This window comes from Pseudomonas iranensis, from assembly GCF_014268585.2.
GTDB lineage: Bacteria > Pseudomonadota > Gammaproteobacteria > Pseudomonadales > Pseudomonadaceae > Aquipseudomonas > Aquipseudomonas iranensis.
In genome coordinates this window covers 6,031,735-6,056,350 of the sequence record NZ_CP077092.1, presented here as the reverse complement: position 1 = coordinate 6,056,350, position 24,616 = coordinate 6,031,735, and the positions used below count along the sequence as shown (strand labels likewise).

Here is a 24,616-nt window from a genome sequence, read left to right as displayed (position 1 = left end):
CGCTCAAAGACGCACTTGTCCTTCGTATACACGCACTGCCGGACCGGTCATCAACACCGGTTCGCCCGGGCCGGCCCACTCGATGGACAGACGCCCGCCGGGCAGGTCGATCAACAGCGGCGAATCCATCCACCCCTGACTGATGGCTGCCACCGCCGCCGCACAGGCGCCGGTGCCGCAGGCCTGGGTTTCCCCGGCGCCGCGTTCCCAAACACGCAGTTGCGCGCGATGGCGGTCGATGACCTGAAGGAAGCCGACATTGACCCGCGCCGGAAAGCGCGGATGGTGCTCGATCTTCGGCCCCAGCTCATGCACCGGTGCGCTGTTGATGTCGTCCACGCGGATCACCGCATGGGGATTGCCCATCGACACGGCGGCCAGTTCGACCGTGGTGCCATCGACGTCCAGCGAATAGCTGCTGGCCTGCGCTGGCGCCTGGAATGGAATGTCTGCCGGCACCAGGCGCGGCGCGCCCATGTTCACGCCGATCTGGCCGTCGTTACGCACGTCCAGCTCGATGATGCCGCCCTTGGTCTCGACGCGGATCTGCCGTTTGGCGGTCAGACGCTTGTCGAGCACGAAGCGGGCGAAGCAGCGCGCACCGTTGCCGCACTGCTCCACTTCCGAACCGTCGGAATTGAAGATCCGGTAGCGGAAATCCACATCCGGGTTACTCGGTGCTTCGACGATCAGCAACTGGTCGAAACCGATCCCGGTGTGGCGATCGCCCCATTGCTTGGCGTGTTTGGGCTGAATGTGCGCGTGCTGGCTGACCAGGTCGAGGACCATGAAGTCGTTGCCCAGGCCGTGCATTTTGGTAAAACGCAGCAGCATGGGTTACTCCGGCAGCAGGCTTTCGCCGGCAAACAGCTCGGCCACGGTTTCGCGGCGACGCACTTCAAAAACCTGATCACCATCCACCAGCACTTCAGCGGCACGGCCGCGAGTGTTGTAGTTGGAGCTCATGACGAAACCGTAGGCACCGGCCGAATGCACTGCCAGCAAGTCGCCTTCTTCCAGCGCCAGCTCGCGATCCTTGGCGAGGAAGTCGCCGGTTTCGCAGATCGGGCCGACGATGTCGTACTTGCGTGCAGCACTGTCGCGCGGTTTCACCGCGGTGACGTCCATCCACGCCTGATACAGCGCCGGGCGGATCAGGTCGTTCATCGCCGCGTCAACGATGGCAAAATCCTTGTGCTCGGTGTGCTTGAGGTATTCGACCTGCGTCAGCAGCACGCCGCCATTGGCAACGATGAAACGACCCGGTTCGAACACCAGCGCCAGATCACGCCCGTCGAGACGCTCGCGCACGGCTTTGATGTAGTCGGCAGCCAGCGGCGGCTCTTCATCGCGATAACGCACGCCCAGGCCGCCACCGAGATCGATGTGGCGCAGGTGAATGCCGCAATCGCCCAGACGGTCGACCAGATCGAGCAAGCGATCCAGGGCGTCAATGAATGGCGGCAGCGTGGTCAGTTGCGAACCGATGTGGCAGTCGACACCGACCACTTCCAGGTTCGGCAGATGCGCGGCGCGCACGTACACGTCTTCGGCGTCGGCAATGGCGATGCCGAACTTGTTCTCTTTCAGACCGGTGGAAATGTACGGGTGGGTGCCGGCATCGACGTCAGGGTTCACGCGCAGCGAAACCGGGGCGCGAACACCCAGCTCGGCGGCGACTACTTGCAGGCGCTCGAGCTCGTCGGTGGATTCGACGTTGAAGCAGTGCACGCCGACTTCGAGGGCGCGACGCATGTCGTCACGGGTCTTGCCGACGCCGGAGAAAACGATCTTGTCGGCGTTGCCACCTGCGGCCAGTACACGTTCCAGCTCGCCGCGGGAAACGATGTCGAAACCGGCGCCGAGACGGGCCAGGACATTCAGTACACCGAGGTTGGAGTTGGCTTTGACCGCGAAGCAGACCAGATGCGGCATGCCGGCCAGCGCATCGGCGTAGGCCAGATACTGCGCTTCGATGTGCGCGCGCGAGTAGACATAGGTGGGCGTGCCGAAGCGGTCGGCGATGGCGGACAGCGCCACACCTTCCGCGAACAGTTCCCCGCCACGGTAGTTAAAAGCGTCCATGGCGATCCCTTAGTAAACGTCGTGCTTGTGAGCCTTGGATGGCTGCTTCTGCGAAGACTGGGCTTGTTCGGCCGGGTCCTGGTCGTCATCGGGCAGGTACAGCGGGCCTTTTTGACCACAGGCCGAAACCAGGCAGGCAACCGCGACGAGCGCAGCAAGGGAAGAGATCAGGCGCTTCATGGCGAAATCCTTGAAAATGCGTTAATTGCGCCGGAGTATACCGGCCACCCGGCAGCTTGCCTATGCGACGGGGTTCCCGTCCGGCGGGGCTCCTGTGATGCGCATCATCCCTGTGGGAGCGAGCCTGCTCGCGAAGGCGTCGGCAAATTCAACAGGCTCGTTGCCTGACACACCGCTTTCGCGAGCAGGCTCGCTCCCACGGGGGCGGTGCTGGATGGGCCGACAGGTGCTTGGTCGTTAATCTTTGCAATCGGCCGGCAGCGTCCGTATCTTTCGGCGCTTGAGCCTGATCAGACATTTTTGAGGTTGCCGCAATGAGTTTGTCCGAAGCCCGTTTCCACGATCTGGTCGATGAAACCCAGGAAAAACTGGAAGACATATTTGACGAAAGCGATCTGGACATCGATCTGGAAAGCTCGGCAGGTGTCTTGACCGTCAAGTTCGAAAACGGCTCGCAGCTGATCTTCAGCCGCCAGGAGCCATTGCGTCAGCTGTGGCTGGCGGCCGTGTCCGGTGGCTTCCACTTCGACTACGACGAAGAAAGCGAGCGCTGGATGTGCGACAAGAGCGAAGAGCAGCTGGGCGAAATGCTTCAGCGCCTCGTCAAGCAGCAGGCTGGCGCCGAATTCGATTTCGAAGGTCTGTGATTCGTGACGGATGCCGCGCCTGTTCGCCCGCCGAAGCCGCTTTACAGCAACGTCAGCCCGGCGGTGCCTTCGCCGTGCACGGGTGTATGTCGACTGGACGAGCAGAAAGTCTGCCTCGGCTGCGCGCGTCACGTCGAAGACATTCGCGAATGGCGCTCGGCCGATGATCAACGGCGCCGGGTGATTTGTCAGCAGGCTGCTGCCCGCCAAAATTCTGTTTGATACCCCATTGTGGCGAGGGGATTATCCCCGTTGGGTCGCGTAGCGGCCGCAAAATCTATACGGCTGCTGCGCAGCCGAACGGGGATAAATCCCCTCGCCACAAGGGTTTCGCCCAGGCAAAAAAGGGCGTGACTTGTATGTTTTTTGAGCTGTGATAGTGTCCGCGAACGCCTCAAACCACCGAGGCACGGTGAAAACCCCGTCTTTTTTGGCGGGGTTTTGCTTTTTTTGTGCAGAAGAAAGGAGTCTGCCTGGATCATGACCGCACCTTCCATCACCCTTACCCGTCTGGACGTGCAACGTCTGGAGCGCCTGATCGACAACCTGAGCGATAAAGACCAGGCAGCGCCGGGCGTGATTGCGCTGCAAACCGAGCTGGATCGCGCCGATACCGTGGTCGGCCACGATGAAGTGCCCGCCGATGTCGTGACCATGAATTCCCGTGTGCATTGCCGCGAAGAAGGCAGTGGCAAGGATTACCACCTGACGCTGGTCTATCCCAAGGACGCCAACGCCGATGAAGGCAAGATTTCCATTCTGGCGCCGGTCGGCAGTGCGCTGCTGGGTCTGAAGGTCGGTCAGCACATCGATTGGCCGGCCCCGGGTGGCAAGTCGCTGAAACTGACCTTGCTGGAAGTGGAATCGCAACCGGTCAACGGCGGCGCCTTTCCCGAATAACTCCCCGCTTCAAACCTGTTCGAGCGCTTCATTCAACGAGCGCTCCAGGTCCGCCTTGTAGCGCAGATACAGATTGCTTGAACTGTGCCCGTCACCGAGCAACCCCGAGAGGTCGAGGTCGGTGATGTAGCAGCGATAGCGTTCGGTCTCGCGGCGCTGCTCGACGATCTCTCGGGCGACCACGCTGAACAACTGGTCGCCATGCTCCAGCTCGCTGAATTCGCGCTGATTGCAATACAGCGTGACCTGCACTTCGCCGGGCGCGGCTTTACCGATGATCGCCTGTACGTCATAGAACGGTTTGTTCACCGGGGTCTGCGGTGCCGGCCGGGTCTCGACCCTGCGCGAGCGCCCCGGGCCTGACGGCAACAGCTGGTAATACAAAGTCTCGGGGCTGCTCGCAGGGCCACCGTCCATCGGCAATTGCGCTTCACGGCGGTACTGGATCGATTGCAGAAAACGCTGCAGCGGCACCAGCAGACTCTGCTCGTCGTGGTACGGCAGTTGCTGCTGCCACAGCGCATTGAATTCATCCAGCACGTACAGCTCGGCCTGCTGCTCGCTGATGCGGTAGAACACCTGAATGCACTCCGGCTGACCCATCGGCAGGATCAGCGCCAGGTCATGGTCCTCCAGTGCCATCGGGTCGAGGTGCAGCGGGCTGTAACGCGGTTGTTCTTCGCCCAGGTAATCGAGCAGCGCCGGCAGGGTGGCGAGGGCGACATGGTTGACTTGACCCGGCACCAGCTCCAGCACGTGGTAGTGCTGCTGCACCTGAATCAGGTAGCGATGATTCAAGTCACTGAGCAACAGGGTCTGCGCGGTGTCGACGATTTCCTCGACGCGGCGGGCAATGAATTGCGCGCGGTTGTGGCAGAAGCAACGCACTTTCAGCGACGGCTGCACCGGGCCGCGCGGCAGGTTGTTGAGATAATCGCGCAGGCAATCGAGCAGCGCATGCGGGCCGTCGAAACGATTGACCAGCACTTCGTTCCAGCTGTTGAGCGTGACCTGATCGAGGGTCAGCACCAGGTTCTCGCGCACACCGGCATAGCTCAGCGAGTCGGTGCGTTCGGTGGTCATCAGGATGTTCAGATCACGGTGATGCTTGAGCGGGTCGACGCCGACGTTGATCAGCAGCAGCACTTCGCTGGGCACAGCGGCACGCAGCAAGGGCTCTTCGGCGACGGTGGACAAGGGCAGGGCGATGCACTGCTGCAGGCTGCCGAGCAGGTTGAACAGCTCGAACTCGCTCAAGTCGCTGGTGCCCGGGTGCAGGGCCAGGCGGGTGCTGCTGTCGATCACGCCGTTGCGGTGGCACCAGGTCAGCAGTTCAAGCAGCTCGCGACTGCGCTTGATCGGTGCGAAATGTTCCCACTCCAGCGCCGTCAGGCTGCCGTTGTACAGGCCCCACTGGGTCTGCCCCGGCTCTTTTTTGTTCGGCGACTGCACCAGGGTCAGGGTGTCTTCGGCCAGGTCCGGGGCGATGCCCGGATTGATGAACTCGACCTTGTCGGCCTTGCGCTCGAACGCTGCGTACAGGCGCCTGCCGAGGACATTGAGGTCGCGCTTGTTGATCAGACTGACAGTCTGTTCGCTGCGGGCGAACTGGGTCAGGAAGCGATAGCTGTAGTTGAGTTCATTGACCAGCGCGCGGCGCTCGGCGCTGACCTGGCGGACTTTCCACTGACTGCGGCTGTCGAGCAGCGCCAGTTGCCGTTGATCCCAATGCCACTCGCCAGCCAGGCGTTCGAGCAGTGCACGTTGCCAGCCCTGGCTGCGGCTGTTGCCGGTGAGCTTGCGGTTGACCTTCAGATACAGCGCGCGGCGCACCAGTTCAAGACGCTCCGGTTCGTTGCGGGCGAGCAGGTATTCCTCGATACGCCGGTACACGACCATGTACGGGTCAAGCTCATCGAGATCGAGCTGATTGGCGAACACGGCTTTCTTGAAGCGCAGGCTCAGGCACTGAACGTGCGGGTGTTCACTGGCGTACACCTCGGTCAGCAGCAGTTTGAGCACTGACTTGTAGGGCGACTCGATGCCTTTGAATAACTGCCACAATCCGGCGCCGATGAATTCCCCGGGCGGAATGGTCGCCATCGGCCCGAGATCGAGGGTTTCGTCGGCGCGAATGAAACGTTTGGACAGCAGCGTGTGGGTGTAGGCGTCGTAGGCTGTTTCTTCATAGACCGGCACCAACCACCAGATCGGCGTGCGCCCGGCCAGCCAGATCGCCGTGCGATAAAACTCGTCGAGCAGCAGATAGTGCTGGGTGCTGCCGCAGTTGTCCGAACTGAGCTCTGAATCGCGTTCGCCTTTGACGAAGCGCGCCGGGTCGATCAGGAAGAAATGCGCTTCGGCACCCTGGCTCGCAGCCCAGGCTTCCAGCAATTGGCACTTCTTGCTCAGCTCGGCGAGCTCGCTTTCGCTCAGATCCGGCCCATGGCAGACCCACACGTCCATATCGCTCTGATCGGCCTGGGCCAGCGTGCCAAGGCTGCCCATCAGGAACAGGCCGTGGATCGGTCGCGGCGGGTTACTGCCATGGCGCGGCCTGTAAGAGAACGAGCGAGTCAGGCGCTGCGCCTCGGTCAGCGCATTGGCGTCCGGCTCATAATTCGAGAGACCCGCCGGCGTACTGCCCGAGACATAGCCGGGCAGCAACGGATGATTGACGTGGAAGAACAGCGGCAACAGCGTCAGCACGCTTTGCTGGCGCGTCGACAAACCTTCAAGTGCGCGGCCGAGGCGGCCTTCATTGAGTTTGAGAAAACGTGCGCGCAGTTGGCTGAGGACCTTGCGGTCGATGCCTTCGTCCAGGTCGGGGCGGATTTCGTGGGTGCGGGTCATGTCAGCTCAAACCGGCTTGCAGGCTCGGACGTAGAGGGTCTCGGAATGGCCGCAGTTTAGCCGCTGCGCGGGAAGACGTTTAAGCTGAATTTGTTTTTTGGCGGCAGATTTTTATCGACGCAGACCGGGCAAGCCCGCGGAAATCCCGTGGCAGGAGTTCCCGTGGGCAAAGTCAGAGAAATCAGGCGGTTTCCTGTTCTTTCAAAATCGTCAGTACGGTCTGCACGTTTTGCGCGGCATCGCGACCGAGGCTGGTCAGATAACCGCCATCGGGCTGGTCGGTGAGTTCTTTTTCAAAGAGGCGCTGGGCAGCAGCGATGTGTTTCGGGGCAGCAGTCTGATGAATTTTCAGACCTTCCTGGGAACTGTCCAGGTTGAAGAGTGCAAGGACTTCCAGTTCGGCAACCAACTCAGGGGTAAGCGACATAAGGACTCCAGACTTTCTAGGAATTGGACGACAGCGCCTCTAAGGTGAACCCGCTGGTGCAGCATGTCCAGTGCTCGGATCAGGGGATTTTGTCTTGAGGCGAATTCCAGTGTAGTCGGGCGGCAGCAGATGGCTGGATGGATGCGTAACAAACCTTGTGGGAGCGAGCCTGCTCGCTCCCACAGAAATGATGTGGTTACTGCTTTTCCGGTGGCAGCTCTGGCAAAGCGCGCAGTGCTGCTTCGTACCACTGGGTGTCGAACGGGCGATCTTCATCGAGCATCGCGTCAATTTCGAAAGCCAGCACGTGGGCCATCAGATTGAGGATCTCCTCACGGTCCATGCCGACCAGAGTCAGCTTGTTCAACGTCGCCTTGGCCGCCGGCGGGTTGTCGCTTTCGATCTGGTTCTCGATGGCTTCGATCAGGGTCGCTTCGGTGAATGCTTCTTCGTCGTCATCGTTGACGATATCTGTCGGCTCGCTCATGGCAGGCTCCTCAGGGAAAGGCGCCAGTTTACCCGCATTCAGCGGCGTGATGCTGCTGGCGGGAAACGCCGCGGCGATCTATAAACAGGCACTGCCCACCCCGCACGGCCTGGAGGCTCTGTGATGTTCAAGCTCTACGGATTCGCTGTCAGCAACTACTACAACATGGTCAAACTGGCACTGCTGGAAAAAGGCCTGCCCTTCGAAGAGGTGACCTTCTACCCGACGCAGACACCGGAGTCACTGGCAATCAGTCCGCGTGGCAAGGTCCCGGTGCTGGGTGTCGACGCCGGTTATATCAACGAAACCGCGATCATCCTCGAATACCTCGAACAAGCACCAAAGGGCACGCCACTCCTGCCCAGCGACCCGTTCGAGCGCGCGCAGGTATTGGCAATTGCCAAGGAGATCGAGTTGTACATCGAGTTGCCGGGGCGTGCCTGCTATGGCGAGGCGTTTTTCGGTATGACATTGCCGGAGCCGATCAAGGAGAAGACCCGGACTGAACTGTTGCTGGGCTTCGCCGCGCTGGGCCGTCATGGCAAGTTCGCCCCGTACGTGGCGGGTGACAGCCTGAGCATTGCCGATCTGTATTTCCTCTACAGCGTGCCGCTGGCCTGTGCGGTCGGGCAGAAGTTGTTCGGCATTGATCTGCTGGCCGAGATACCGCAGGCGAAGGCGCTGCTGGAGCGGCTTGAGCAGAATCCGCACGTGCAGAAGATCGCGGCGGACAAGGACGCGGCGATGCCGGCGTTTTTGGCGATGATTGCTGCCAAGAAGTGAATTTTGTAGCGCTCTGAAGTCAGTCATCGCTGGCAAGCCAGCTCCCACAGGGCTATGGGTCGAACGCAAAATTGTGTTCCACAAAGAACCCTGTGGGAGCGGGCTTGCCCGCGATGCTTCTAGCGGCTGGCCAGCAATGCCTGACCGCGCGCCACCGCAGCCTTGACCTGCGCCGGTGCAGTCCCGCCGATATGGTCGCGGGCATTCACCGAGCCTTCGAGGGTCAGCACGGCAAACACGTCCTGCTCGATCTGATCGCTGAACTGACGCAGTTCTTCCAGGCTCATCTCGGCCAGATCCTTGCCGGTGTCGACGCCATACTTCACCGCGTGGCCAACGATTTCGTGGCAATCACGGAACGGCAGGCCACGGCGCACCAGATAATCCGCCAGGTCAGTCGCAGTGGAGAAACCGCGCAGTGCCGCTTCACGCATGATTGCGTGTTTCGGCTTGATCGCCGGGATCATGTCGGCGAACGCGCGCAGCGAATCGCGCAGGGTGTCGGCGGCGTCGAACAGCGGCTCCTTGTCTTCCTGATTGTCCTTGTTGTAGGCCAGTGGCTGGCCTTTCATCAGGGTCAGCAGGCCCATCAGCGCGCCGAACACACGGCCGGTCTTGCCGCGTACCAGCTCGGGCACGTCGGGGTTTTTCTTTTGCGGCATGATCGAGCTGCCGGTGCAGAAACGGTCCGGCAGATCGATGAACTGGAACTGCGCGCTGGTCCACAGCACGAGCTCTTCGGAAAAACGCGACAGGTGCATCATCGCGATGCTCGCGGCCGAGCAGAATTCGATGGCGAAGTCGCGATCGGAAACGTTGTCCAGCGAGTTGCCGCCGACGGCGTCGAAGCCGAGCAGTTGCGCGGTGTATTCGCGGTCGATCGGGTAGGTCGTGCCGGCCAGCGCGGCGCTGCCCAGCGGCATGCGGTTGGTGCGCTTGCGGCAGTCGACCAGACGCTCGTAGTCGCGGCTGAGCATTTCGAACCAGGCCAGCATGTGGTGCCCGAAAGTCACTGGCTGCGCGGTCTGCAAGTGGGTAAAGCCCGGCATGATGCTCGCGGCCTCACGCTCGGCTTGCTCCAGCAGGCCCTTTTGCAGGCGGGTGATCTCGGCGAGGATCAGGTCGATTTCATCGCGCAGCCACAGGCGGATATCGGTGGCGACCTGGTCGTTGCGGCTGCGCCCGGTGTGGAGCTTTTTACCGGTGACGCCGATACGGTCGGTCAGGCGCGCTTCGATGTTCATGTGCACGTCTTCGAGGTCGACGCGCCAGTCGAACTGGCCGGCCTCGATTTCGCCCTGAATGGTCCTCAGGCCATCGATGATGCTGTCGCGCTCGGCATCGGTCAGCACGCCGACCTTGGCCAGCATGGTGGCGTGGGCGATCGAGCCCATGATGTCGTGGCGATACAGGCGCTGGTCGAAAGTGACGGAGGCGGTGAAGCGGGCGACGAAGGCGTCGACGGGTTCACTGAAGCGGCCGCCCCAGGACTGATTGGTCTTGTCAGTGCTCATGAATTCGCTCGTATCGGCTTGAAGAAATGGCGTGAAACGCTGGCGCGGATAATAACAGGGTTGCCAATCCTGTCGCTGACACCGGTCGATACGTTTTTTCGCGGATGTGTCAGACATGTCCGGCGCGGTCTGCAAGGAATTTACAAAAGGATATTTTTTGATTGAGCAATATCGTTCCGACGAACGTCTACAGTGGACATAAGGGTCGGTGCGAATGCGGATCATGCAAAGGTCCGGCCACTGGCTATAAGAAGAGGGGGCGGGTGAGTTGTACAACGGTCACCCACCGTGAGAAACGCAGGAAACACTGGGCTCCGAGCGGTACGACCCGGACGCTGGCAAATATTGCTGGCCGACGTACGGCACTTTTTGGCGCTCGGGCTAGTCTTAGCGTGGATCGCGGTGACGGAGGTCACTACACCTGTCTACGCTATCCTTGTGCGAGACTCACGCAGGAATCCAGCGCAATATGAATGTCCTGATCGTTGATGACGAACCCCTGGCTCGCGAGCGCCTAAGCCGTATGGTGAGCGAGCTCGAGGGTTACACAGTCCTGGAGCCCAGTGCCACGAATGGCGAGGAGGCGTTAGCGCTGATCGACAGCCACAAGCCGGATATCGTGCTGCTCGATATCCGCATGCCGGGCCTCGATGGCCTGCAGGTTGCTGCCCGACTGTGCGAACGAGAGACGCCGCCGGCCGTGGTGTTTTGCACCAGTCCCGATGAATTTGCCGTGGAAGCCCTGCAGGCCAGCGCCGTGGGCTATGTGGTGAAACCTGTGCGAACCGAACACTTGAATGAAGCCCTGAAGCGGGCTGAACGTCCCAACCGGGCGCAACTCTCGGCCCTGACCCGTCCCGCTGCCGAAAGTGGCAACGGCCCACGCAGCCACATCAGCGCACGCACCCGTAAAGGCATCGAGCTGATTCCGCTGGATCAGGTGGTCTACTTCATCGCCGACCACAAATACGTGACCCTGCGTCACGAAGCCGGCGAGGTGCTGCTCGACGAACCCCTCAAAGCCCTTGAAGACGAATTCGGCGAACGCTTTGTGCGTATCCACCGCAATGCGCTGGTCGCTCGTGATCGCATCGAGCGATTGCAACGCACACCACTGGGACATTTCCAGTTGTTCCTCAAAGGCCTCAATGGCGATGCACTGATTGTCAGCCGGCGGCATGTTGCCGGTGTGCGCAAGATGATGCAGGGGCTTTGACCCGGTCCTCACCGGGCTTTTCGAGTTCTTTTATCCGGCATGGCTGGCCAGGGAGGGCACGCCGGTTCTGATTCAGGTCAAAGTGGAATTGACTGAGCTGTTATTATCCGCCGTATCTATTCAGTACGGATTGTTCCATGTCCCCTCGCGAAATCCGCATCGCCACCCGTAAAAGTGCGCTGGCCCTCTGGCAGGCCGAATACGTCAAAGCCCGTCTCGAGGCGGCCCACCCGGGCCTGCTGGTGACGCTGGTGCCCATGGTCAGTCGCGGCGACAAGCTGCTCGACTCGCCACTGTCGAAGATCGGCGGCAAGGGTCTGTTCGTCAAGGAACTGGAAACCGCGCTGCTGGAAAACCAGGCCGACATCGCCGTGCATTCGATGAAAGACGTGCCGATGGATTTCCCGCAAGGGCTGGGCCTGTTCTGTATCTGCGAGCGCGAAGATCCGCGCGATGCTTTCGTCTCCAACACCTACGCCAGTCTTGAAGCGCTGCCTGCCGGGGCCATCGTCGGCACTTCGAGCCTGCGTCGGCAAACGCAATTGCTGGCGCGTCGCCCGGACCTGCAAATTCGTTTCCTGCGCGGCAACGTCAACACCCGTTTGGCCAAGCTCGACGCCGGCGAGTACGACGCGATCATCCTCGCCGCGGCCGGTCTGATCCGCCTGGGTTTCGAGGAGCGCATCACATCGGCGATCAGTGTCGATGACAGCCTGCCGGCCGGTGGCCAGGGCGCGGTCGGCATCGAATGCCGCAGCGCCGACCACGAAATCCACGCCTTGCTCGCGCCTTTGCATCACGCCGATACCGCTTCGCGGGTGAACGCCGAACGCGCCCTCAACAAACATTTGAACGGCGGCTGCCAAGTGCCGATCGCCTGTTACGCCGTGCTTGAAGGCGAGCAGTTGTGGTTGCGCGGTCTGGTCGGCGAGCCGAGTGGTGGCAAGCTGCTCAGTGCCGAAGCCCGGGCGCCGCGTGCCGACGCGGAAATCTTGGGTGTGCAGGTCGCTGAAGACCTGCTCAAGCAAGGCGCCGACGACATTCTCAAAGCGGTGTACGGCGAGGCGGGGCACGAGTGACGGCCTGGCGCCTGCTGCTGACGCGCCCTGCGGATGACTGCACGGCGCTGGCCGAACAGTTGGCCGGGCACGGGATTTTCAGCAGTTGCCTGCCGCTTTTGGACATTGTTCCGCTGCCGCTCTCTGACACTATTCGCCAAGCGATTTCGCGATTGCCCGCTTGCAGCGCGGTGATTGTGGTCAGCAAACCGGCGGCACGGATCGCGGTGGATCTGCTCCAGTCCGAAGGCCCAGCGCCATTGAGCATGCCGTGGTTCAGCGTCGGCGCGGCGACCGCAGGCATTCTTCGTGAGCATGGTCTCGATGTCAGCTTCCCGGCTGACGGCGATGACAGTGAAGCCTTGCTGCAATTGCCGCGTCTGCGCGAGGCGCTCGACCAGTCCGGCGCGCAGGTGATGATCCTGCGCGGCGAGGGCGGTCGTGAACTGCTCGCCGAGCGCCTGCGCGCGCTTGGTGCTAGTGTCGAGTATCTGGAGTTGTATCGCCGCGATCTGCCAGCCTACCCGTCAAACGAGCTGCCACGGCGGATCGAAGCGGAACGCTTGAACGGGCTGGTGGTCAGCAGTGGACAGGGTTTCGAGCACCTGCGGCAGATGGCCGGCGATGCCTGGCCGAAGATTGCGCAGTTGCCGTTGTTTGTTCCAAGCCCGAGGGTCGCCGAGCTGGCACGTGCCGCCGGGGCTCAAACAGTTGTGGATTGCCGCGGCGCAAGTGCCGCGGCTTTGCTGACGGCGTTACGGGAATGTCCCGTGCCGTTTTCTAATGCAAAGGATGGATACGTGAGCGAAACAGCCTTGCCAAAAGATGACGTCCAGCCTGCGCTCGATGCCCAGGTTGAAACTCCACCACCGGCCAAAGAGCCGCGCCGAGGCAATGGACTGGCGATTGTCGCCTTGCTGCTCGGTGCCGCCGGTGTCGCCATCGGTGGCTGGGGTGTCTGGCAGGTGCGCCACCTGCAGAACAACACGCAGCAACAGTCGAGTCAGGTGCAGGCGTTGAACGATCAGGCGCAGAGTCTGAAGCTCAACGAACAGCGTCTGACCGAGCGTCTGGCGCAGTTGCCCGGTGCTGACGAACTCGCCGAACGCCAGCGTCTGGTGACGCAATTGCAGGGCGATCAGCAGCGCCTCAATCAACGTCTGGAAACCGTCCTCGGCGCCAGCCGCAAGGACTGGCGTCTGGCCGAGGCCGAACACTTGCTGCGTCTGGCCAGCCTGCGCCTTTCAGCGTTGCAGGACATCAGCAGCGCCCAGGCATTGGTGCAAGGCGCCGATGAGATTCTCCGTGAACAGAACGATCCGGGCTCCTTCGCCGCGCGCGAGCAAGTGGCGAAAACCCTGGTTGCCCTGCGCAGCACCGAACAGCCGGATCGCACCGGGCTGTTCCTGCGTCTCGGCGCGCTGCGCGATCAGGTCATCGACCTCACGGAGCTGGCGCCGGAGTACAAGGATCGCGGCGAGTCATTGCTGGGCCTGACCGCCGATGGCGATGGCGCCAGTCGCTGGGCGCAGTGGTGGGACAAGGTGTCGCGCTATATCCGCATCGACTTCAACGCTGACAAAAATGTTAAACCGTTGCTGGCCGGACAGAGCCTGAGCCAGGTGCGCCTGGCCCTGAGCCTGGCGCTGGAGCAGGCGCAGTGGGCCGCGCTCAACGGTCAGGCGGCGGTGTACACCCAGGCGCTGGCCGAGGCACGCGATGTGCTCAAGGGCAATTTCAACCCGGACAATCCGCAAAGCAAAGTCATGCTGGAACAGGTCGCCGAGCTGAGCAAGGAACCGGTCACCGTCAAGACGCCGGATCTGGCCGGCACCTTGAGTGCGGTGCAGGGGTATCTGGAGCGACGTAACGTCAATGCCGAGGAATCGGTGAAACCGTTCGCCAAGCCTGCCGCCAATGCTGCGCAGGAGGCGACCCCATGAAGCGCCTCTATGTAATCGTGTTTCTGGTCATCGCCGCGACGGCAGCGCTGGGCCTGGCGATTGCCGAGCATTCCGGTTACGTGCTGGTGGCGTACAAGAGCTTCCGCTACGAATCGAGCCTGTGGGCGACCCTGGCGGTGATCGCGGTGCTGTGGCTGCTGTTCTGGGGCATCAAGGTGCTGGTCGAGCTGGTGATGACCTCCACCGGCGTGGTCAATCCGTGGTCGCGGCGCAATCGCAGCCGCCGCGTGCAAGTGGCGATCGAGCACGGCCAACTGGATCTGGCTGAAGGTCGCTGGGCCAGCGCGCAGCGGCATTTGACCCGCGCAGCGGAAGCCGAGCGTCAGCCACTGCTGTATTACCTCGGCGCCGCCCGTGCGGCGAACGAGCAAGGTCAGTACGAAGAAAGTGATCGTTTGCTCGAACGCGCGCTGGAGCGTCAGCCGCAAGCTGAATTGGCGATCGCCCTCAGTCACGCGCAACTGCAAACCGATCGTGGCGACACCGACGGTGCGCTGGTGACCTTGCAGGCAATGCATGAACGGCATCCGCGCAGCGCGCAGACATTGCGTCAATTGCAACGTCTGCATCAGCAGCGTGGCGAATGGCCGGCGGTGATTCGTCTGCTGCCGGAGCTGCGCAAGGACAAGGTCCTGCCGCCGGCGGAACTGGCTGAACTCGAGCGTCGCGCCTGGGGTGAGAACCTGTCCTTGGCAGCGCATCGCGAAGAAGACGGTACGGTGGGTCTGCAATCGCTCAAGCGGGCGTGGGAACAGCTGACTTCGGCGCAGCGTCAGGAAGCACCTTTGGTGCTGGCCTATGCCGAGCAACTGCGCCAGTTGGGCGCTCAGGTCGAAGCCGAAGAAGTGCTGCGCACAGCGCTCAAACGCAAGTACGACAGCCATCTGGCGCGGCTTTATGGTCTGGTTCGTGGCAGTGATCCTGCGCGTCAGTTGCAGAATGCTGAAGGCTGGCTCAAGGAGCACCCGGCCGATCCGAGTCTGTTGCTGACCCTCGGGCGCTTGTGTCTGCAAACCAGCCTGTGGGGCAAGGCTCGCGACTATCTGGAGAGCAGTTTGCGCGTGCAGCGCAATCCGGAGACCTGTGCGGAGTTGGCCCGTCTGCTTGCACAGCTTGGCGATACCGAGCGCAGCAATCAGTTGTTCCAGGAAGGTCTGGGGCTGCTGGACGAGCGTCTGCTGGCGGCGCCTTTACCGGTTGCGGCAAAGGTCTGAAGGGCGGGGGAGGATGCTCCCTCGTGAACTTTGATGACCGAAAATTCCCCTTCTTTGCGCTCCAGAGACAAAGTCCTACAGAGCGCTTCACCGTTTCCTATCGAGCCTGTCGGGTTTTCCCTACACCTGCGGTGAACTGTCGGCAGGCCCTTGCCTTGAAAGGCTGACACGCTTTCCTCTACCGTAACCGTCTGTCTCTACTGTTACGGAAAAGCCATGTCGTTGGCCTGCTCACGCTCCTTGTTCTTCATGGCTTTCATTGCGGGGGCCTTTGCTCTGGGAGCTTCCTATTACCTCGAATATGCGGTCGGCCTGACGCCTTGCAGTCTGTGCCTGGTGCAGCGATTGTTCCTCACATTGCTGTGCATCGGCTGCGGCGTGGCGGCGGTGCATGGCCCTCGGCGCGTTGGCTTATGGTGGTACTGGCTGTTTGCACTCGGCGCCAGTCTGGGTGGTACCACCGCTGCGTGGCGGCAGGTGTTGATCCAGAGTGACTCGATGCTGCAACTGGTCAAATGCACGCCAACCGTGGAGTCACTGTTCAGCGACCTGCCGTGGATCTGCGCCTTGCAACGGATGTTCAACGGCGGCGCCGATTGTGCGGACATCTCCTGGACACTGTTCGATCTGAGCATCCCGGAATGGAGCCTGCTGTTTTTTGTCGGGGTGTCGATCCTTGCGGTTTATCAGTTGTTGCGTCTGATCTGGGGCGCTCTGCAACAACCGGTCAGCGACGAAGCGTCGCACCACCTGCTGGTCAGGGATTAAACACTTGTATGAACTTTATCTCCTGCGTACCTTGAAGCCATAGGCGTGCGGGCATAATCTGGCCGGCACGTGTCATTGGATTTATGTTGCTCGATGACGCTCTGCCCGATCGTCCACCAGTCAAATCACAACAGGGGCGCGGGTGTAGAGCAGCATGACCCACAAGGGAAGAGAGATCGCCATGCTCGAAAGTTGTCAGAATGCTCAGGAACGTTGGGGTGGGGTTCATCTGCTGATCGACCGCTGGTTGCAGGAGCGTGAAGAGCTGATCGGCGCCTACGACAAGCTCGGTGCGCAGCCTGAGTCGCTGTCCGAGAGCCGCAAGCCTTTGCAGGAATTCTGCGGCGTGCTGGTCGATTACGTATCGGCGGGGCACTTCGAAATCTATGAACAGCTGACTGGCGAAGCCAAGGCGTTTAACGACAAGCGCGGTCTGGAACTCGCCGAGACCATCTACCCGCGCATCGACGTCATTACCGAGAAGCTGCTCGCGTTCAATGATCTGTGCGATGAAGGCAAATGCGTTGCGGAGAAATTCAAGGAATTGGGCGGCTTGCTGCATGAGCGCTTCGAACTTGAAGACTGCCTGATCGAAGTGCTGCACACGGCACACAAGGAAGAAGATCCGGTTCAGGCCTGATCCACGTCCTTCATGAAAAAACGGTGCGCCCGAAAGCGCACCGTTTTTTTATGCCTGATCAGCTCGTCGCGCCACGCAATTCCACTTCGAAAACCAGAGGCGTGAACGGCGCGATCAGGTCGCCGGCACCGTCGGAGCCATAGGCTTGATCCGATGGAATCACCAGCCGCCATTTCGCCCCCACCGGCATGTTCTGCAAGGCGGTGCGCCAACCGGCGATCACGCTGTCGAGGTTGAACCATTGCGGCTGGGTGTTCTGATCGAACACGGTGCCATCCGGCAGCTTGCCGACATACAGCACCTGCACTTTGCCGTCCGGGCCGGCCTTGGCGCCAGTGCCCGGAACCAGTTCAGTCAGAAGGATGCCGTCGGCCAGTTCCTTCACCCCCGGTTTGGCTTTTTCCGCACTGAGAAAGCGTTGCTCGTTTTCCATCGCCGCGTCGCTCGATTGCAGTGATGCCTGCTCGGCATTGCGCGATTCGTGGTCGGCCAGAATCTGTTCGATACGCGCTTCACTCAGCGCCAGCGGCTTGCCCTGATACGCCTGTTGCAGACCTTCGATCAGCGCCTGGATCTGCAACTGCGGCACCTCTTGGCGCAGCCGTTCGCCGAGGCTGGCACCGAGGCTGTAAGCCAGATCATGAGCATCGTTCGCCGTGTTTTTTTCATCGGCATACGCCGCCGAAAAAAACACGCAGAGGGACAAAATAAAGTAGCGCGACATGGGCACTCTCCGACCTGGGATGCGGGGGATTATGCCAGTGCAAACGTCTGCATCGGTGAACTGCTTTTTCCCGCGCGCAGAACATTTCGGCTTCGGTGCAACGCAACGGTGCAGATACTGTCAACATGCCCTAGCGGCGGTATCAGCAGAGGTCTAGTATGAGCCGCACTCACGTCAGCCAGGAGGTAAACCATGTCGGCCACCAAGAAGCCTGTAAATACTCCGTTGCACTTACTCCAACAGTTGTCGGGCAGCCTGCTCGAGCATTTGGAAAACGCTTGCTCGCAAGCCTTGGCTGATGCTGAAAAACTGCTCGCCAAGCTGGAAAAACAGCGTGGCAAGGCGCAGGAAAAACTGCACAAATCGCGCACCAAATTGCAGGACGCCGCCACCGCCGGCAAAGCCAAGGCACAGAACAAAGCCAAGGCTGCCGTGAAAGAACTCGAAGACCTGTTGGACGCTTTGAAAGATCGTCAGTCCGAAACCCGCAGCTACATTCTGCAGCTCAAGCGCGATGCCCAGGAAAGCCTGAAACTGGCCCAGGGTGTTGGCCGCGTGCAGGAAGCAGTGGGCAAAGTTCTGTCGTCGCGCTCGGCCACACCGGCAACAGCACCAGCGAAGAAAGTTGCTGCCAAGCCTGCTGCAAGCAAAGCCCCGGCGAAGACCGCTGCGGCGAAACCTGCTGTTGCGAAAACCGCCGCCAAACCAGCGGCCAAGGCGCCAGTGAAAGCGGCTGCCAAACCAGCGGCGAAAACTGCAGCGAAGAAGCCGGCGGCGAGCGCGGCAAAACCGGCGGCTAAAACCACCGCAGCCAAACCTGCTGCAGCCAAGCCAGCAGTGAAAGCCACCCCTGCCAAAGCCGCTGCAAAACCGGCCGCGAGCAAAGCTGCACCGGCGAAAACCGCAGCCGCCAAACCTGCTGCCAAAGCAGCAGCGAAACCAGCAGCAAAACCTGCTGCCAAGACTGCCGCTGCGAAGCCTGCTGCCAAGACTGCCGCTGCGAAGCCTGCTGCCAAGACTGCGGCCAAGCCGGCCGCCGCCAAACCTGCTGCGAAAGTGGCGGTAAAACCGGCTGCCAAACCAGCCGCAACATCGGCAGCAAAACCTGCGGCAAAAACCGCTGCGAAACCGGCCGCCAAGCCAGCTGCGAAACCCGCTGCTGCCAAGCCTGCGACCGCTGCTGCAAAACCGGCCGCCAAGCCAGCCGCAAAACCAGCGCTGAAAAAGCCTGCAGCTGCCAAGCCAGCCGCGACCAAACCGGCTACTGCTCCAGCAGCCAAGCCTGCCACTGCCGCTACCCCGGCTGCTCCAGCTGCGTCGGCACCGTCGTCCGCCACTCACTCGACCCCTTCGACTGCGCCAGCGCCAGCCGCTTCGTCGAACGTCAGCAGCACCCCGACCAGCGCTTCCTAAGTGCCGGTTGCCGCGACGCGCAGCACTTGCAGCGCGTCGCGGTTCAGGCTGGCGGCATTGCCGGCCAAGCCCTCAAGCCAGGTCACCGAACCTGCATCGTTGCGCGTCCACTCCTGCGCCACACCTTCGAGCCGTGACAGCAAGGTGCGCTCAGCTTCAAGCTCCAGTGATTTGATCTGCTCGCGCATGCCGGCTACCACCGCATCGTCGACGGCCCGCGCTTTCCATTGCAGGCGCAGGCTTCGCAGCGGCTGCACCACTTCGATATCCCACGGCGCGGTCAAGGCCTTGAGCAGACGTACGCGCGGTTCATCGCACGCCACCGCGCGCTGCTCCAGCCATGAACCGCAGAGCAGCAGGCAGACATTGGCGCCCGCCGTTTGCAATTGCAGGCAGGCATCTTCCACGCCCGGCCGGGCGTAGACATCAAGTGCAAAGCTCCACAGGTCAGAGGACATCGTGCTACTCGCGCCAGTTGTGAGCGAAGCTGGTAGACTCCGCCGCCATTATGATCCGACTTCAGAACCTGACTTTACAGCGTGGCCCGCAACGTCTGCTAGAAGACGCCGAGCTGACCCTGCACGCCGGCCACAAAGCCGGCCTCATCGGCGCCAACGGTGCCGGCAAATCCAGCCTGTTCGCCCTGCTGCGCGGCGAGTTGCACCCGGACTCGGGCGACTGCCTGCTGCCGGCCGACTGGCGTATCGCGCATATGCGCCAGGAGGTCGACACGCTCGAACGCCTGGCGGTCGATTATGTGCTCGATGGCGACCTGCGTCTGCGCGAGGTGCAACGCGAGCTTGCCGCTGCCGAAGAGGCCCATGACGGCACCGCACTGGCGCGCCTGCACGCCGAACTCGACAGCGCCGACGGCTACACCGCCGATGCGCGGGCGCGCAAGCTGCTCGCCGGTCTTGGTTTCACCAATGAGCAGATGGATCGTCAGGTAGGAGATTTCTCCGGTGGCTGGCGGATGCGTCTGAATCTGGCGCAGGCACTGATGTGCCCGTCGGATCTGCTGCTGCTCGACGAACCGACCAACCACTTGGATCTCGACGCGATCATCTGGCTCGAAGAGTGGCTGAAGAGTTATCCGGGTACCTTGCTGCTGATTTCCCACGACCGGGATTTCCTCGACGAAGTGGTCGATCACGTCGCCCATGTCGATCAGCGCAAACTGACCCTCTACCGGGGCGGCTACACCGCGTTCGAACGCGCCCGCGCCGAGCGTCTGGCCCAGCAGCAACAAGCCTACGAGAAGCAGCAGGCGCAGCGTGCGCACATGGAAAGCTACATCGCCCGCTTCAAGGCGCAAGCGACCAAGGCCCGTCAGGCGCAGAGCCGGATCAAGGCGCTGGAGCGCATGGAAGAATTGTCGGCGGCCCACGTCGATTCGCCGTTCGACTTCGCCTTCCGCGAGTCGACCAAGATCTCCAGCCCACTGATCGACCTGTCCGATGCACGCTTGGGTTATGGCGACAAGACCATCCTCGAGAAGGTCAAGCTGCAACTGACCCCGGGTGCGCGGATCGGTCTGCTTGGGCCGAACGGTGCGGGTAAATCGACGCTGATCAAGAACCTCGCCGGCGAGCTCGAACCGCTGGCCGGGCGCCTGACCCGTGGCGAAAACACCGTGGTCGGCTACTTTGCCCAGCATCAGCTCGACTCGCTCGACTCCAAGGCCAGCCCATTGCTGCACTTGCAGCGTCTGGCGCCGAGTGAACGCGAGCAGACCCTGCGCGACTTCCTCGGCGGCTTCGACTTCCGGGGCGCACGCATCGATGAGCCGGTGCTGAATTTCTCCGGTGGCGAGAAGGCCCGTCTGGCCCTTGCCTTGATCGCTTGGGAGCGGCCGAACCTGCTGCTGCTCGACGAACCGACCAACCACCTCGACCTGGAAATGCGTCTGGCGCTGACCATGGCCCTGCAGGAATTCAGCGGTGCGGTGCTGGTGGTTTCTCACGATCGGCACTTGCTCAAGAGCACCACCGACAACTTCTATCTGGTCGCCGACGGCAAGGTCGAAGAGTTCGACGGCGATCTCGAAGACTACGCACGCTGGCTGGTGGAATACCGTCAGCGCAATGCGCCGGTCAGCAACACGCCGGTCAACCCGGACAAGACCGACAAGAAAGCGCAACGCCAAGCGGCGGCAGCGTTGCGTCAGCAACTGGCGCCGCACAAGCGCGAGGCCGACAAGCTCGAAGCCGAACTGGGCAAGCTGCACGAGAAACTGGCCAAGGTCGATGCCAGCCTGGGTGACAGCGATATCTACGAGCCGGCACGCAAGAATGAATTGCGTGATCTGCTCGCCGAACAGGCGAAATTGAAGGTGCGTGAAGCCGAGCTGGAAGAAGCCTGGATGGAAGCCCTGGAAACCCTGGAAATCATGCAGGCGGAGCTGGAGGCGTTGTCCTGATGGAAGCCTTCAAGCTGCCTTTCTCGGCGGTGTGGGTCGAGCCGCTCTGGTTCACCGCGCAGATTCTGCTGATTCTGCTGGCCGGTTACCTGACCCAGCGTTTCGTCGCCAAAGGCCTGACTCGCCTGGGTGAGCGCTATCCGTTTCCGCCGCAGTTGCTGATGCCGCTGCGCGGCGTGTTGCGCTGGCTGATCATGGGCAGCGCGCTGCTCTTCGTGCTCGAGCGCCTCGGCGTTTCGGCCACGGTGCTGTGGACGGCGCTGTCGGGATTTGTCGCGGTGGCGGCGGTGGCGTTCTTCGCCATGTGGAGCGTGCTGTCGAACCTGCTCTGTGCCATTCTGATCTTCACCGTCGGGCCGTTCCGCCTCGGCGACGTGGTCGAGCTGGTCGACACCACCGACAAGCCTGGCGTCAAAGGCCGGGTGATCGCGATCAATCTGCTCTACACCACGTTGATCGAGGCCGAAGAGTTGGGCACCGGCAGCGCCATGGTGCAGGTGCCGAATAGCCTGTTCTTCCAGCGATCGGTGCGGCGTTGGCGCGGGACCGATGTGTTGCCGTCGAGCGGGTTCGAGAAGTAATTTCTACGTCGTCTGTTCCGACGCCTTCGCGAGCAGGCTCGCTCCCACATTGGAATGCGTTCCCCCTGTGGGAGCGAGCCTGCTCGCGAAGGGGCCCTCAGCTTCCCGCAATATTTAGCAAAAAACTGGTAGTCATCCACACGAAGCCGCATTAGCTTAGGCATTTGTCACAAGCATCAGCCGAGGTGTGCGATGGAGCTTCAAACATGGCTGGCATTCTTTGCCGCCTGCTGGGTGATCAGCCTGTCCCCGGGCGCGGGCGCCATCGCGTCGATGTCCAGTGGTTTGCAATACGGATTCTGGCGCGGTTATTGGAACGCGCTGGGCCTGCAGATCGGTCTGGCGGTGCAGATCGCGATTGTCGGCGCGGGTGTTGGCGCTGTGCTCACTGCTTCGGCCACGGCATTCCATGCGATCAAATGGTTCGGCGTTGCCTATCTGGTTTATCTGGCGATCAAGCAATGGCGGGCGCTGCCCATGGACATGAGCGATGACGCCGCAGTGCGGCCGATCGGCAAGCCGCTGGCTTTGGTGTTTCGCGGCTTTCTGGTGAACATCAGCAACCCCAAGGCGTTGGTGTTCATGCTCGCGGTGTTGCCGCAGTTCATCAATCCCCATGCGCCGCTGCTGATTCAGTATCTGGTGATCGGCGTGACCATGGTGTTCGTCGACCTGATTGTCATGGCCGGCTACACCGGACTGGCGTCGAAGGTGCTGCGCCTGTTGCGCACGCCCAAGCAGCAGAAACGCATGAACCGCACCTTTGCCGGGCTGTTCATCGGCGCAGCGGCATTCATGGCGACGTTGCGCAAAGCGGCGGCGTAAAACGCTCGGGCACAAAAAAGGCGACCTCAAGAGGTCGCCTTTTGCATTTCTACCGAGACATCGGGGCAAGCGAGCTTTTCTTGAATCAATAGCGAGGGCCGCTTCGCGACCCAACGGGGATAAATCCCCTCGCCACAGAGCCCTTCGCCACAAAAGTCCTCAGATCCGGCTCAGCGTAAAATCACCGGCGCCGTATCACGCGGCAGATTGTTGCGCTGCGGCGCTTCACGCGGCTGCTCATAACCGTCACCACCACCGAGCTGCATGCTCAGCTGCCCGGCCACGTCTTCGCCCAAAGCCTTCGACACCTCACGCACCACCCGCGGACGGTTCAGCGAGATCTTGATGTCGCGATGGTTCACCAGTTTGGTGTCCTGCGCTTCGCCCATCGCCGTGAAGGCCGAGGTGATCTCGTAGGTCTTGGTGTTGATCAGACTGAAATCCGCCACCAGCGTCAGGCCCAGTACCGCCGAGTAGCTGTCGGTGTGCGCCAGCTCGTTGATGTCCTGGGTGAAGTCGATGTCGGACACAGTGCCGAACAGCACGTAGTCGGCGCCTTTGAAGTTGCCGGCCTTGATGCGCTTGATCACGTCATACACATCGCCTTTGGATGAGGCGGTATAAGGCGTGCCCTGCACCAGCTGGAACATGCCGGTACGCAGGATTTCACCCTTGATGTCGCCGGTGAATTTGCGCAACTCGCCCTGTTCGATGTAGCTGGTGGTCGCTTCGATCTCGTTGTAGCTCGAAGAACCGCTGGCGCTGTAGTAACTCTCGCGGTGATTGCTCTGCGCCGAAACGATGTGGATGTATTGCTCCACGCGCTCCTGATACGCCAGATCCGTCACCGCCACTTTCGGGGCCGCCTGCGCGCTGAAGGCGCAAGCCAGGGCCATCATGCCAATCCATGTGCGCATCGATCAACGCTCCGTGGTTTTGCGGATCTCTTTTTCATCCATCCACTCGGCCAGACCGCTTTCGACGTCGATCAACTGCAGGCTGAATTTGTAGAAGACGTCCTTGTAGTCGCTGCTGCGCTTGACGATCGAGCTGATCGAGCCTTCGATGCGGTACTTGGCGGCAACCATGTTGCCGGTCTTGGCCACGGTGCTTTTCTTGTACAGGCCGCTCTGGTTTTGCAGCTTGAGCTGGTCAACCTGGCTCTGCATCGCATTGTTGTCGCTGGCGAAGCGCGCAACACCGGTCTTCATCAACTGAGTCTTGATGCTGGTGGTGATTTCGCGGGTGTCGATGTACTCGCTGGTCTTGTTCTTCACATCGTAGACCTGAACTACCGGACGACCCTGCAGGATGCCGGACTGGGCCAGCGAGCGGGTCATCGACTCGGCGATCATTTGCAGGTCGGTCGAACCGAATTCGTTGGTCACGGTTTCAACCGCTTTGGTGTCGCCGTAGCTGATGTTCTTGCTGCCCAGGGTCGGCGAGGTGTTGGCGCAACCGGAGGCGAGCAGGGCGATGACGGCGATGCAGGAAAAGCGTGCAAACATGAGAAAGCTCTCTCAATCAGAAATAGGGTGGCGGGCTTAAGGCGTCTTGATTTCCAGACGGAAATCCACGGCTTTCGGGGTTGGGGCGATAGCCTGAATGAAGCTGGTCTGGGCGCCGTACATCATCTGGCTTTTCCACACTTCTTCTTCGGCAACCGGGAAACCTTCGGCGCCGAGCCAGGCGAAGCGGTAGTAGAAAATCTTGTTGCTGTTGAGGGTGTTGCTCAACTGCACGTTGACGGTCATGAAGCCGTTTTCACGAGCCACGCGCATGGCGCCGACGACGATGTGTTTCTGCGGGCCCATGGCCACGACTTTGCTCGCGGCGCTGCCCGGCTCAGGTGGTGGCGGGGTGGCGCAGCCTGCCAGCAAGGCGAGGGCGGCGACGACGATGATCTTCAAGCGCATTG

26 protein-coding genes and 2 pseudogenes are annotated in these 24,616 nt (G+C 61.4%); 16 read left to right on the top strand and 12 right to left on the bottom strand.

Features of this window, described 5'->3' with window-relative positions; genetic code table 11:
- Positions 1-3: 3 nt before the first annotated feature.
- Genes dapF through lptM form a run of 3 tightly spaced genes read right to left on the bottom strand, consistent with a single transcriptional unit; the run spans position 4 to position 2,265 of the window.
- Positions 4-834 (bottom strand): diaminopimelate epimerase, encoded by an 831-nt coding sequence (dapF, locus tag HU724_RS27380; RefSeq protein WP_016772587.1) that lies wholly within the window; start codon positions 832-834, stop codon positions 4-6.
- A gap of 3 nt (positions 835-837) precedes the next feature.
- On the bottom strand, positions 838-2,085 hold the full coding sequence (lysA, locus tag HU724_RS27375; protein ID WP_186569457.1) for a diaminopimelate decarboxylase: 1,248 nt from the start codon (positions 2,083-2,085) through the stop codon (positions 838-840).
- A gap of 9 nt (positions 2,086-2,094) precedes the next feature.
- The gene (gene lptM / locus HU724_RS27370) at positions 2,095-2,265 is read right to left on the bottom strand and encodes an LPS translocon maturation chaperone LptM (protein WP_016772589.1); all 171 of its coding nucleotides are present in this window, start codon (positions 2,263-2,265) and stop codon (positions 2,095-2,097) included.
- Positions 2,266-2,579: 314 nt separating this feature from the next.
- Between lptM and cyaY the strand changes: the two genes are divergently transcribed.
- The 3 genes from cyaY to rnk all read left to right on the top strand — a co-directional run bounded on the left by cyaY (position 2,580) and on the right by rnk (position 3,812).
- Positions 2,580-2,912 (top strand): iron donor protein CyaY, encoded by a 333-nt coding sequence (gene cyaY, locus HU724_RS27365; RefSeq protein ID WP_041476930.1) that lies wholly within the window; start codon positions 2,580-2,582, stop codon positions 2,910-2,912.
- Between the two features lie 3 nt (positions 2,913-2,915).
- On the top strand, positions 2,916-3,134 hold the full coding sequence (locus HU724_RS27360) for a DUF1289 domain-containing protein (protein ID WP_122698693.1): 219 nt from the start codon (positions 2,916-2,918) through the stop codon (positions 3,132-3,134).
- A gap of 258 nt (positions 3,135-3,392) precedes the next feature.
- On the top strand, positions 3,393-3,812 hold the full coding sequence (gene rnk / locus HU724_RS27355; protein ID WP_133335724.1) for a nucleoside diphosphate kinase regulator: 420 nt from the start codon (positions 3,393-3,395) through the stop codon (positions 3,810-3,812).
- A 9-nt stretch (positions 3,813-3,821) separates the two neighbouring features.
- Here the strand turns inward: rnk and HU724_RS27350 are convergent, their stop codons facing one another.
- The 3 genes from HU724_RS27350 to HU724_RS27340 all read right to left on the bottom strand — a co-directional run bounded on the left by HU724_RS27350 (position 3,822) and on the right by HU724_RS27340 (position 7,579).
- Complete coding sequence (locus tag HU724_RS27350; protein ID WP_186569456.1) at positions 3,822-6,665, bottom strand: class I adenylate cyclase; 2,844 nt, start codon at positions 6,663-6,665, stop codon at positions 3,822-3,824.
- Between the two features lie 181 nt (positions 6,666-6,846).
- Positions 6,847-7,092, bottom strand: a complete 246-nt coding sequence (locus HU724_RS27345; RefSeq protein WP_016772594.1) for a TIGR02647 family protein — start codon at positions 7,090-7,092, stop codon at positions 6,847-6,849.
- 196 nt (positions 7,093-7,288) lie between these two features.
- Positions 7,289-7,579, bottom strand: coding sequence for a hypothetical protein (locus tag HU724_RS27340; protein WP_122698690.1), 291 nt, complete (start codon positions 7,577-7,579; stop codon positions 7,289-7,291).
- Positions 7,580-7,702: 123 nt separating this feature from the next.
- On the opposite strand from HU724_RS27340, the gene HU724_RS27335 reads away from it, so the two are divergent.
- A complete protein-coding gene (locus HU724_RS27335) occupies positions 7,703-8,362 on the top strand; it encodes a glutathione S-transferase family protein (RefSeq protein WP_186569455.1) in 660 nt (219 codons plus the stop codon).
- A gap of 119 nt (positions 8,363-8,481) precedes the next feature.
- Here the strand turns inward: HU724_RS27335 and argH are convergent, their stop codons facing one another.
- Positions 8,482-9,876 (bottom strand): argininosuccinate lyase, encoded by a 1,395-nt coding sequence (argH, locus tag HU724_RS27330; RefSeq protein WP_186569454.1) that lies wholly within the window; start codon positions 9,874-9,876, stop codon positions 8,482-8,484.
- Between the two features lie 314 nt (positions 9,877-10,190).
- On the opposite strand from argH, the pseudogene HU724_RS27705 reads away from it, so the two are divergent.
- The 8 genes and pseudogenes from HU724_RS27705 to HU724_RS27300 form a co-directional block, all read left to right on the top strand.
- A pseudogene (locus HU724_RS27705) lies at positions 10,191-10,349 on the top strand (sensor histidine kinase); the annotation flags it as partial.
- Positions 10,346-11,092 carry a LytR/AlgR family response regulator transcription factor gene (locus tag HU724_RS27325; protein ID WP_016772598.1) on the top strand — a complete coding sequence of 249 codons (747 nt, stop codon included), beginning with the start codon at positions 10,346-10,348 and terminating at the stop codon, positions 11,090-11,092. The pseudogene HU724_RS27705 and the gene HU724_RS27325, both read left to right, overlap by 4 nt.
- 137 nt (positions 11,093-11,229) lie before the next feature.
- Entirely contained in the window at positions 11,230-12,171 is a 942-nt protein-coding gene (gene hemC / locus HU724_RS27320) for a hydroxymethylbilane synthase (RefSeq protein WP_110599874.1), read from the top strand.
- A pseudogene (locus HU724_RS27700) lies at positions 12,168-12,914 on the top strand (uroporphyrinogen-III synthase); the annotation flags it as partial. The gene hemC and the pseudogene HU724_RS27700, both read left to right, overlap by 4 nt.
- A 36-nt stretch (positions 12,915-12,950) precedes the next feature.
- Positions 12,951-14,093 carry a uroporphyrinogen-III C-methyltransferase gene (locus HU724_RS27695; protein WP_225927707.1) on the top strand — a complete coding sequence of 381 codons (1,143 nt, stop codon included), beginning with the start codon at positions 12,951-12,953 and terminating at the stop codon, positions 14,091-14,093.
- Positions 14,090-15,328, top strand: a complete 1,239-nt coding sequence (locus HU724_RS27310) for a heme biosynthesis protein HemY (RefSeq protein ID WP_136493167.1) — start codon at positions 14,090-14,092, stop codon at positions 15,326-15,328. Before HU724_RS27695 ends, HU724_RS27310 begins: the two co-directional genes overlap by 4 nt.
- Before the next feature lie 216 nt (positions 15,329-15,544).
- Positions 15,545-16,096 (top strand): disulfide bond formation protein B, encoded by a 552-nt coding sequence (locus HU724_RS27305; protein ID WP_186569452.1) that lies wholly within the window; start codon positions 15,545-15,547, stop codon positions 16,094-16,096.
- A gap of 181 nt (positions 16,097-16,277) precedes the next feature.
- Entirely contained in the window at positions 16,278-16,736 is a 459-nt protein-coding gene (locus HU724_RS27300; RefSeq protein ID WP_016985889.1) for an Rsd/AlgQ family anti-sigma factor, read from the top strand.
- A gap of 58 nt (positions 16,737-16,794) precedes the next feature.
- On the opposite strand, the gene HU724_RS27295 is transcribed toward HU724_RS27300, so the two are convergent.
- Complete coding sequence (locus tag HU724_RS27295) at positions 16,795-17,460, bottom strand: FKBP-type peptidyl-prolyl cis-trans isomerase (RefSeq protein WP_186569451.1); 666 nt, start codon at positions 17,458-17,460, stop codon at positions 16,795-16,797.
- Positions 17,461-17,652: 192 nt separating this feature from the next.
- On the opposite strand from HU724_RS27295, the gene HU724_RS27290 reads away from it, so the two are divergent.
- Positions 17,653-18,873: an AlgP family protein gene (locus HU724_RS27290; protein ID WP_186569450.1), complete on the top strand. Its 1,221-nt coding sequence runs from the start codon at positions 17,653-17,655 to the stop codon at positions 18,871-18,873.
- On the opposite strand, the gene HU724_RS27285 is transcribed toward HU724_RS27290, so the two are convergent.
- The gene (locus HU724_RS27285) at positions 18,870-19,331 is read right to left on the bottom strand and encodes a TIGR02444 family protein (RefSeq protein WP_186569449.1); all 462 of its coding nucleotides are present in this window, start codon (positions 19,329-19,331) and stop codon (positions 18,870-18,872) included. The genes HU724_RS27290 and HU724_RS27285 overlap by 4 nt on opposite strands.
- Positions 19,332-19,381: 50 nt before the next feature.
- On the opposite strand from HU724_RS27285, the gene abc-f reads away from it, so the two are divergent.
- The 3 genes from abc-f (at position 19,382) to rhtB (ending at position 22,698) form a co-directional block, all read left to right on the top strand.
- Positions 19,382-21,292, top strand: a complete 1,911-nt coding sequence (abc-f, locus tag HU724_RS27280) for a ribosomal protection-like ABC-F family protein (RefSeq protein ID WP_186569448.1) — start codon at positions 19,382-19,384, stop codon at positions 21,290-21,292.
- Positions 21,292-21,873 carry a mechanosensitive ion channel family protein gene (locus tag HU724_RS27275; RefSeq protein ID WP_133335746.1) on the top strand — a complete coding sequence of 194 codons (582 nt, stop codon included), beginning with the start codon at positions 21,292-21,294 and terminating at the stop codon, positions 21,871-21,873. Before abc-f ends, HU724_RS27275 begins: the two co-directional genes overlap by 1 nt.
- A 192-nt stretch (positions 21,874-22,065) precedes the next feature.
- Complete coding sequence (gene rhtB, locus HU724_RS27270; protein WP_016772608.1) at positions 22,066-22,698, top strand: homoserine/homoserine lactone efflux protein; 633 nt, start codon at positions 22,066-22,068, stop codon at positions 22,696-22,698.
- A 170-nt stretch (positions 22,699-22,868) separates the two neighbouring features.
- Here rhtB and HU724_RS27265 read toward each other — a convergent pair whose 3' ends face one another.
- The 3 genes from HU724_RS27265 to HU724_RS27255 are packed head-to-tail and all read right to left on the bottom strand — an operon-like array spanning position 22,869 to position 24,614.
- Positions 22,869-23,615, bottom strand: coding sequence for a hypothetical protein (locus HU724_RS27265; protein ID WP_016772609.1), 747 nt, complete (start codon positions 23,613-23,615; stop codon positions 22,869-22,871).
- A gap of 3 nt (positions 23,616-23,618) precedes the next feature.
- Positions 23,619-24,206 carry a penicillin-binding protein activator LpoB gene (gene lpoB, locus HU724_RS27260; protein WP_016772610.1) on the bottom strand — a complete coding sequence of 196 codons (588 nt, stop codon included), beginning with the start codon at positions 24,204-24,206 and terminating at the stop codon, positions 23,619-23,621.
- 36 nt (positions 24,207-24,242) lie between these two features.
- Positions 24,243-24,614 (bottom strand): YcfL family putative periplasmic lipoprotein, encoded by a 372-nt coding sequence (locus tag HU724_RS27255; RefSeq protein WP_186569447.1) that lies wholly within the window; start codon positions 24,612-24,614, stop codon positions 24,243-24,245.
- Positions 24,615-24,616 lie beyond the last annotated feature (2 nt).

Bases quoted from the DNA above. Each gene is read 5' to 3' on its own strand.
- lpoB (WP_016772610.1), bottom strand. From the start codon at position 24,206: ATGTTTGCACGCTTTTCCTGCATCGCCGTCATCGCCCTGCTCGCCTCC.
- HU724_RS27285 (WP_186569449.1), bottom strand. From the start codon at position 19,331: ATGTCCTCTGACCTGTGGAGCTTTGCACTTGATGTCTACGCCCGGCCG.
- HU724_RS27350 (WP_186569456.1), bottom strand. From the start codon at position 6,665: ATGACCCGCACCCACGAAATCCGCCCCGACCTGGACGAAGGCATCGAC.
- lptM (WP_016772589.1), bottom strand. From the start codon at position 2,265: ATGAAGCGCCTGATCTCTTCCCTTGCTGCGCTCGTCGCGGTTGCCTGC.
- HU724_RS27255 (WP_186569447.1), bottom strand. From the start codon at position 24,614: ATGCGCTTGAAGATCATCGTCGTCGCCGCCCTCGCCTTGCTGGCAGGC.
- HU724_RS27290 (WP_186569450.1), top strand. From the start codon at position 17,653: ATGTCGGCCACCAAGAAGCCTGTAAATACTCCGTTGCACTTACTCCAA.
- HU724_RS27300 (WP_016985889.1), top strand. From the start codon at position 16,278: ATGCTCGAAAGTTGTCAGAATGCTCAGGAACGTTGGGGTGGGGTTCAT.
- argH (WP_186569454.1), bottom strand. From the start codon at position 9,876: ATGAGCACTGACAAGACCAATCAGTCCTGGGGCGGCCGCTTCAGTGAA.
- HU724_RS27310 (WP_136493167.1), top strand. From the start codon at position 14,090: ATGAAGCGCCTCTATGTAATCGTGTTTCTGGTCATCGCCGCGACGGCA.
- abc-f (WP_186569448.1), top strand. From the start codon at position 19,382: ATGATCCGACTTCAGAACCTGACTTTACAGCGTGGCCCGCAACGTCTG.
- cyaY (WP_041476930.1), top strand. From the start codon at position 2,580: ATGAGTTTGTCCGAAGCCCGTTTCCACGATCTGGTCGATGAAACCCAG.
- HU724_RS27345 (WP_016772594.1), bottom strand. From the start codon at position 7,092: ATGTCGCTTACCCCTGAGTTGGTTGCCGAACTGGAAGTCCTTGCACTC.
- HU724_RS27295 (WP_186569451.1), bottom strand. From the start codon at position 17,460: ATGTCGCGCTACTTTATTTTGTCCCTCTGCGTGTTTTTTTCGGCGGCG.
- rnk (WP_133335724.1), top strand. From the start codon at position 3,393: ATGACCGCACCTTCCATCACCCTTACCCGTCTGGACGTGCAACGTCTG.
- HU724_RS27340 (WP_122698690.1), bottom strand. From the start codon at position 7,579: ATGAGCGAGCCGACAGATATCGTCAACGATGACGACGAAGAAGCATTC.
- lysA (WP_186569457.1), bottom strand. From the start codon at position 2,085: ATGGACGCTTTTAACTACCGTGGCGGGGAACTGTTCGCGGAAGGTGTG.
- HU724_RS27335 (WP_186569455.1), top strand. From the start codon at position 7,703: ATGTTCAAGCTCTACGGATTCGCTGTCAGCAACTACTACAACATGGTC.
- HU724_RS27325 (WP_016772598.1), top strand. From the start codon at position 10,346: ATGAATGTCCTGATCGTTGATGACGAACCCCTGGCTCGCGAGCGCCTA.
- HU724_RS27305 (WP_186569452.1), top strand. From the start codon at position 15,545: ATGTCGTTGGCCTGCTCACGCTCCTTGTTCTTCATGGCTTTCATTGCG.
- rhtB (WP_016772608.1), top strand. From the start codon at position 22,066: ATGGAGCTTCAAACATGGCTGGCATTCTTTGCCGCCTGCTGGGTGATC.
- HU724_RS27265 (WP_016772609.1), bottom strand. From the start codon at position 23,615: ATGCGCACATGGATTGGCATGATGGCCCTGGCTTGCGCCTTCAGCGCG.
- dapF (WP_016772587.1), bottom strand. From the start codon at position 834: ATGCTGCTGCGTTTTACCAAAATGCACGGCCTGGGCAACGACTTCATG.
- HU724_RS27275 (WP_133335746.1), top strand. From the start codon at position 21,292: ATGGAAGCCTTCAAGCTGCCTTTCTCGGCGGTGTGGGTCGAGCCGCTC.
- hemC (WP_110599874.1), top strand. From the start codon at position 11,230: ATGTCCCCTCGCGAAATCCGCATCGCCACCCGTAAAAGTGCGCTGGCC.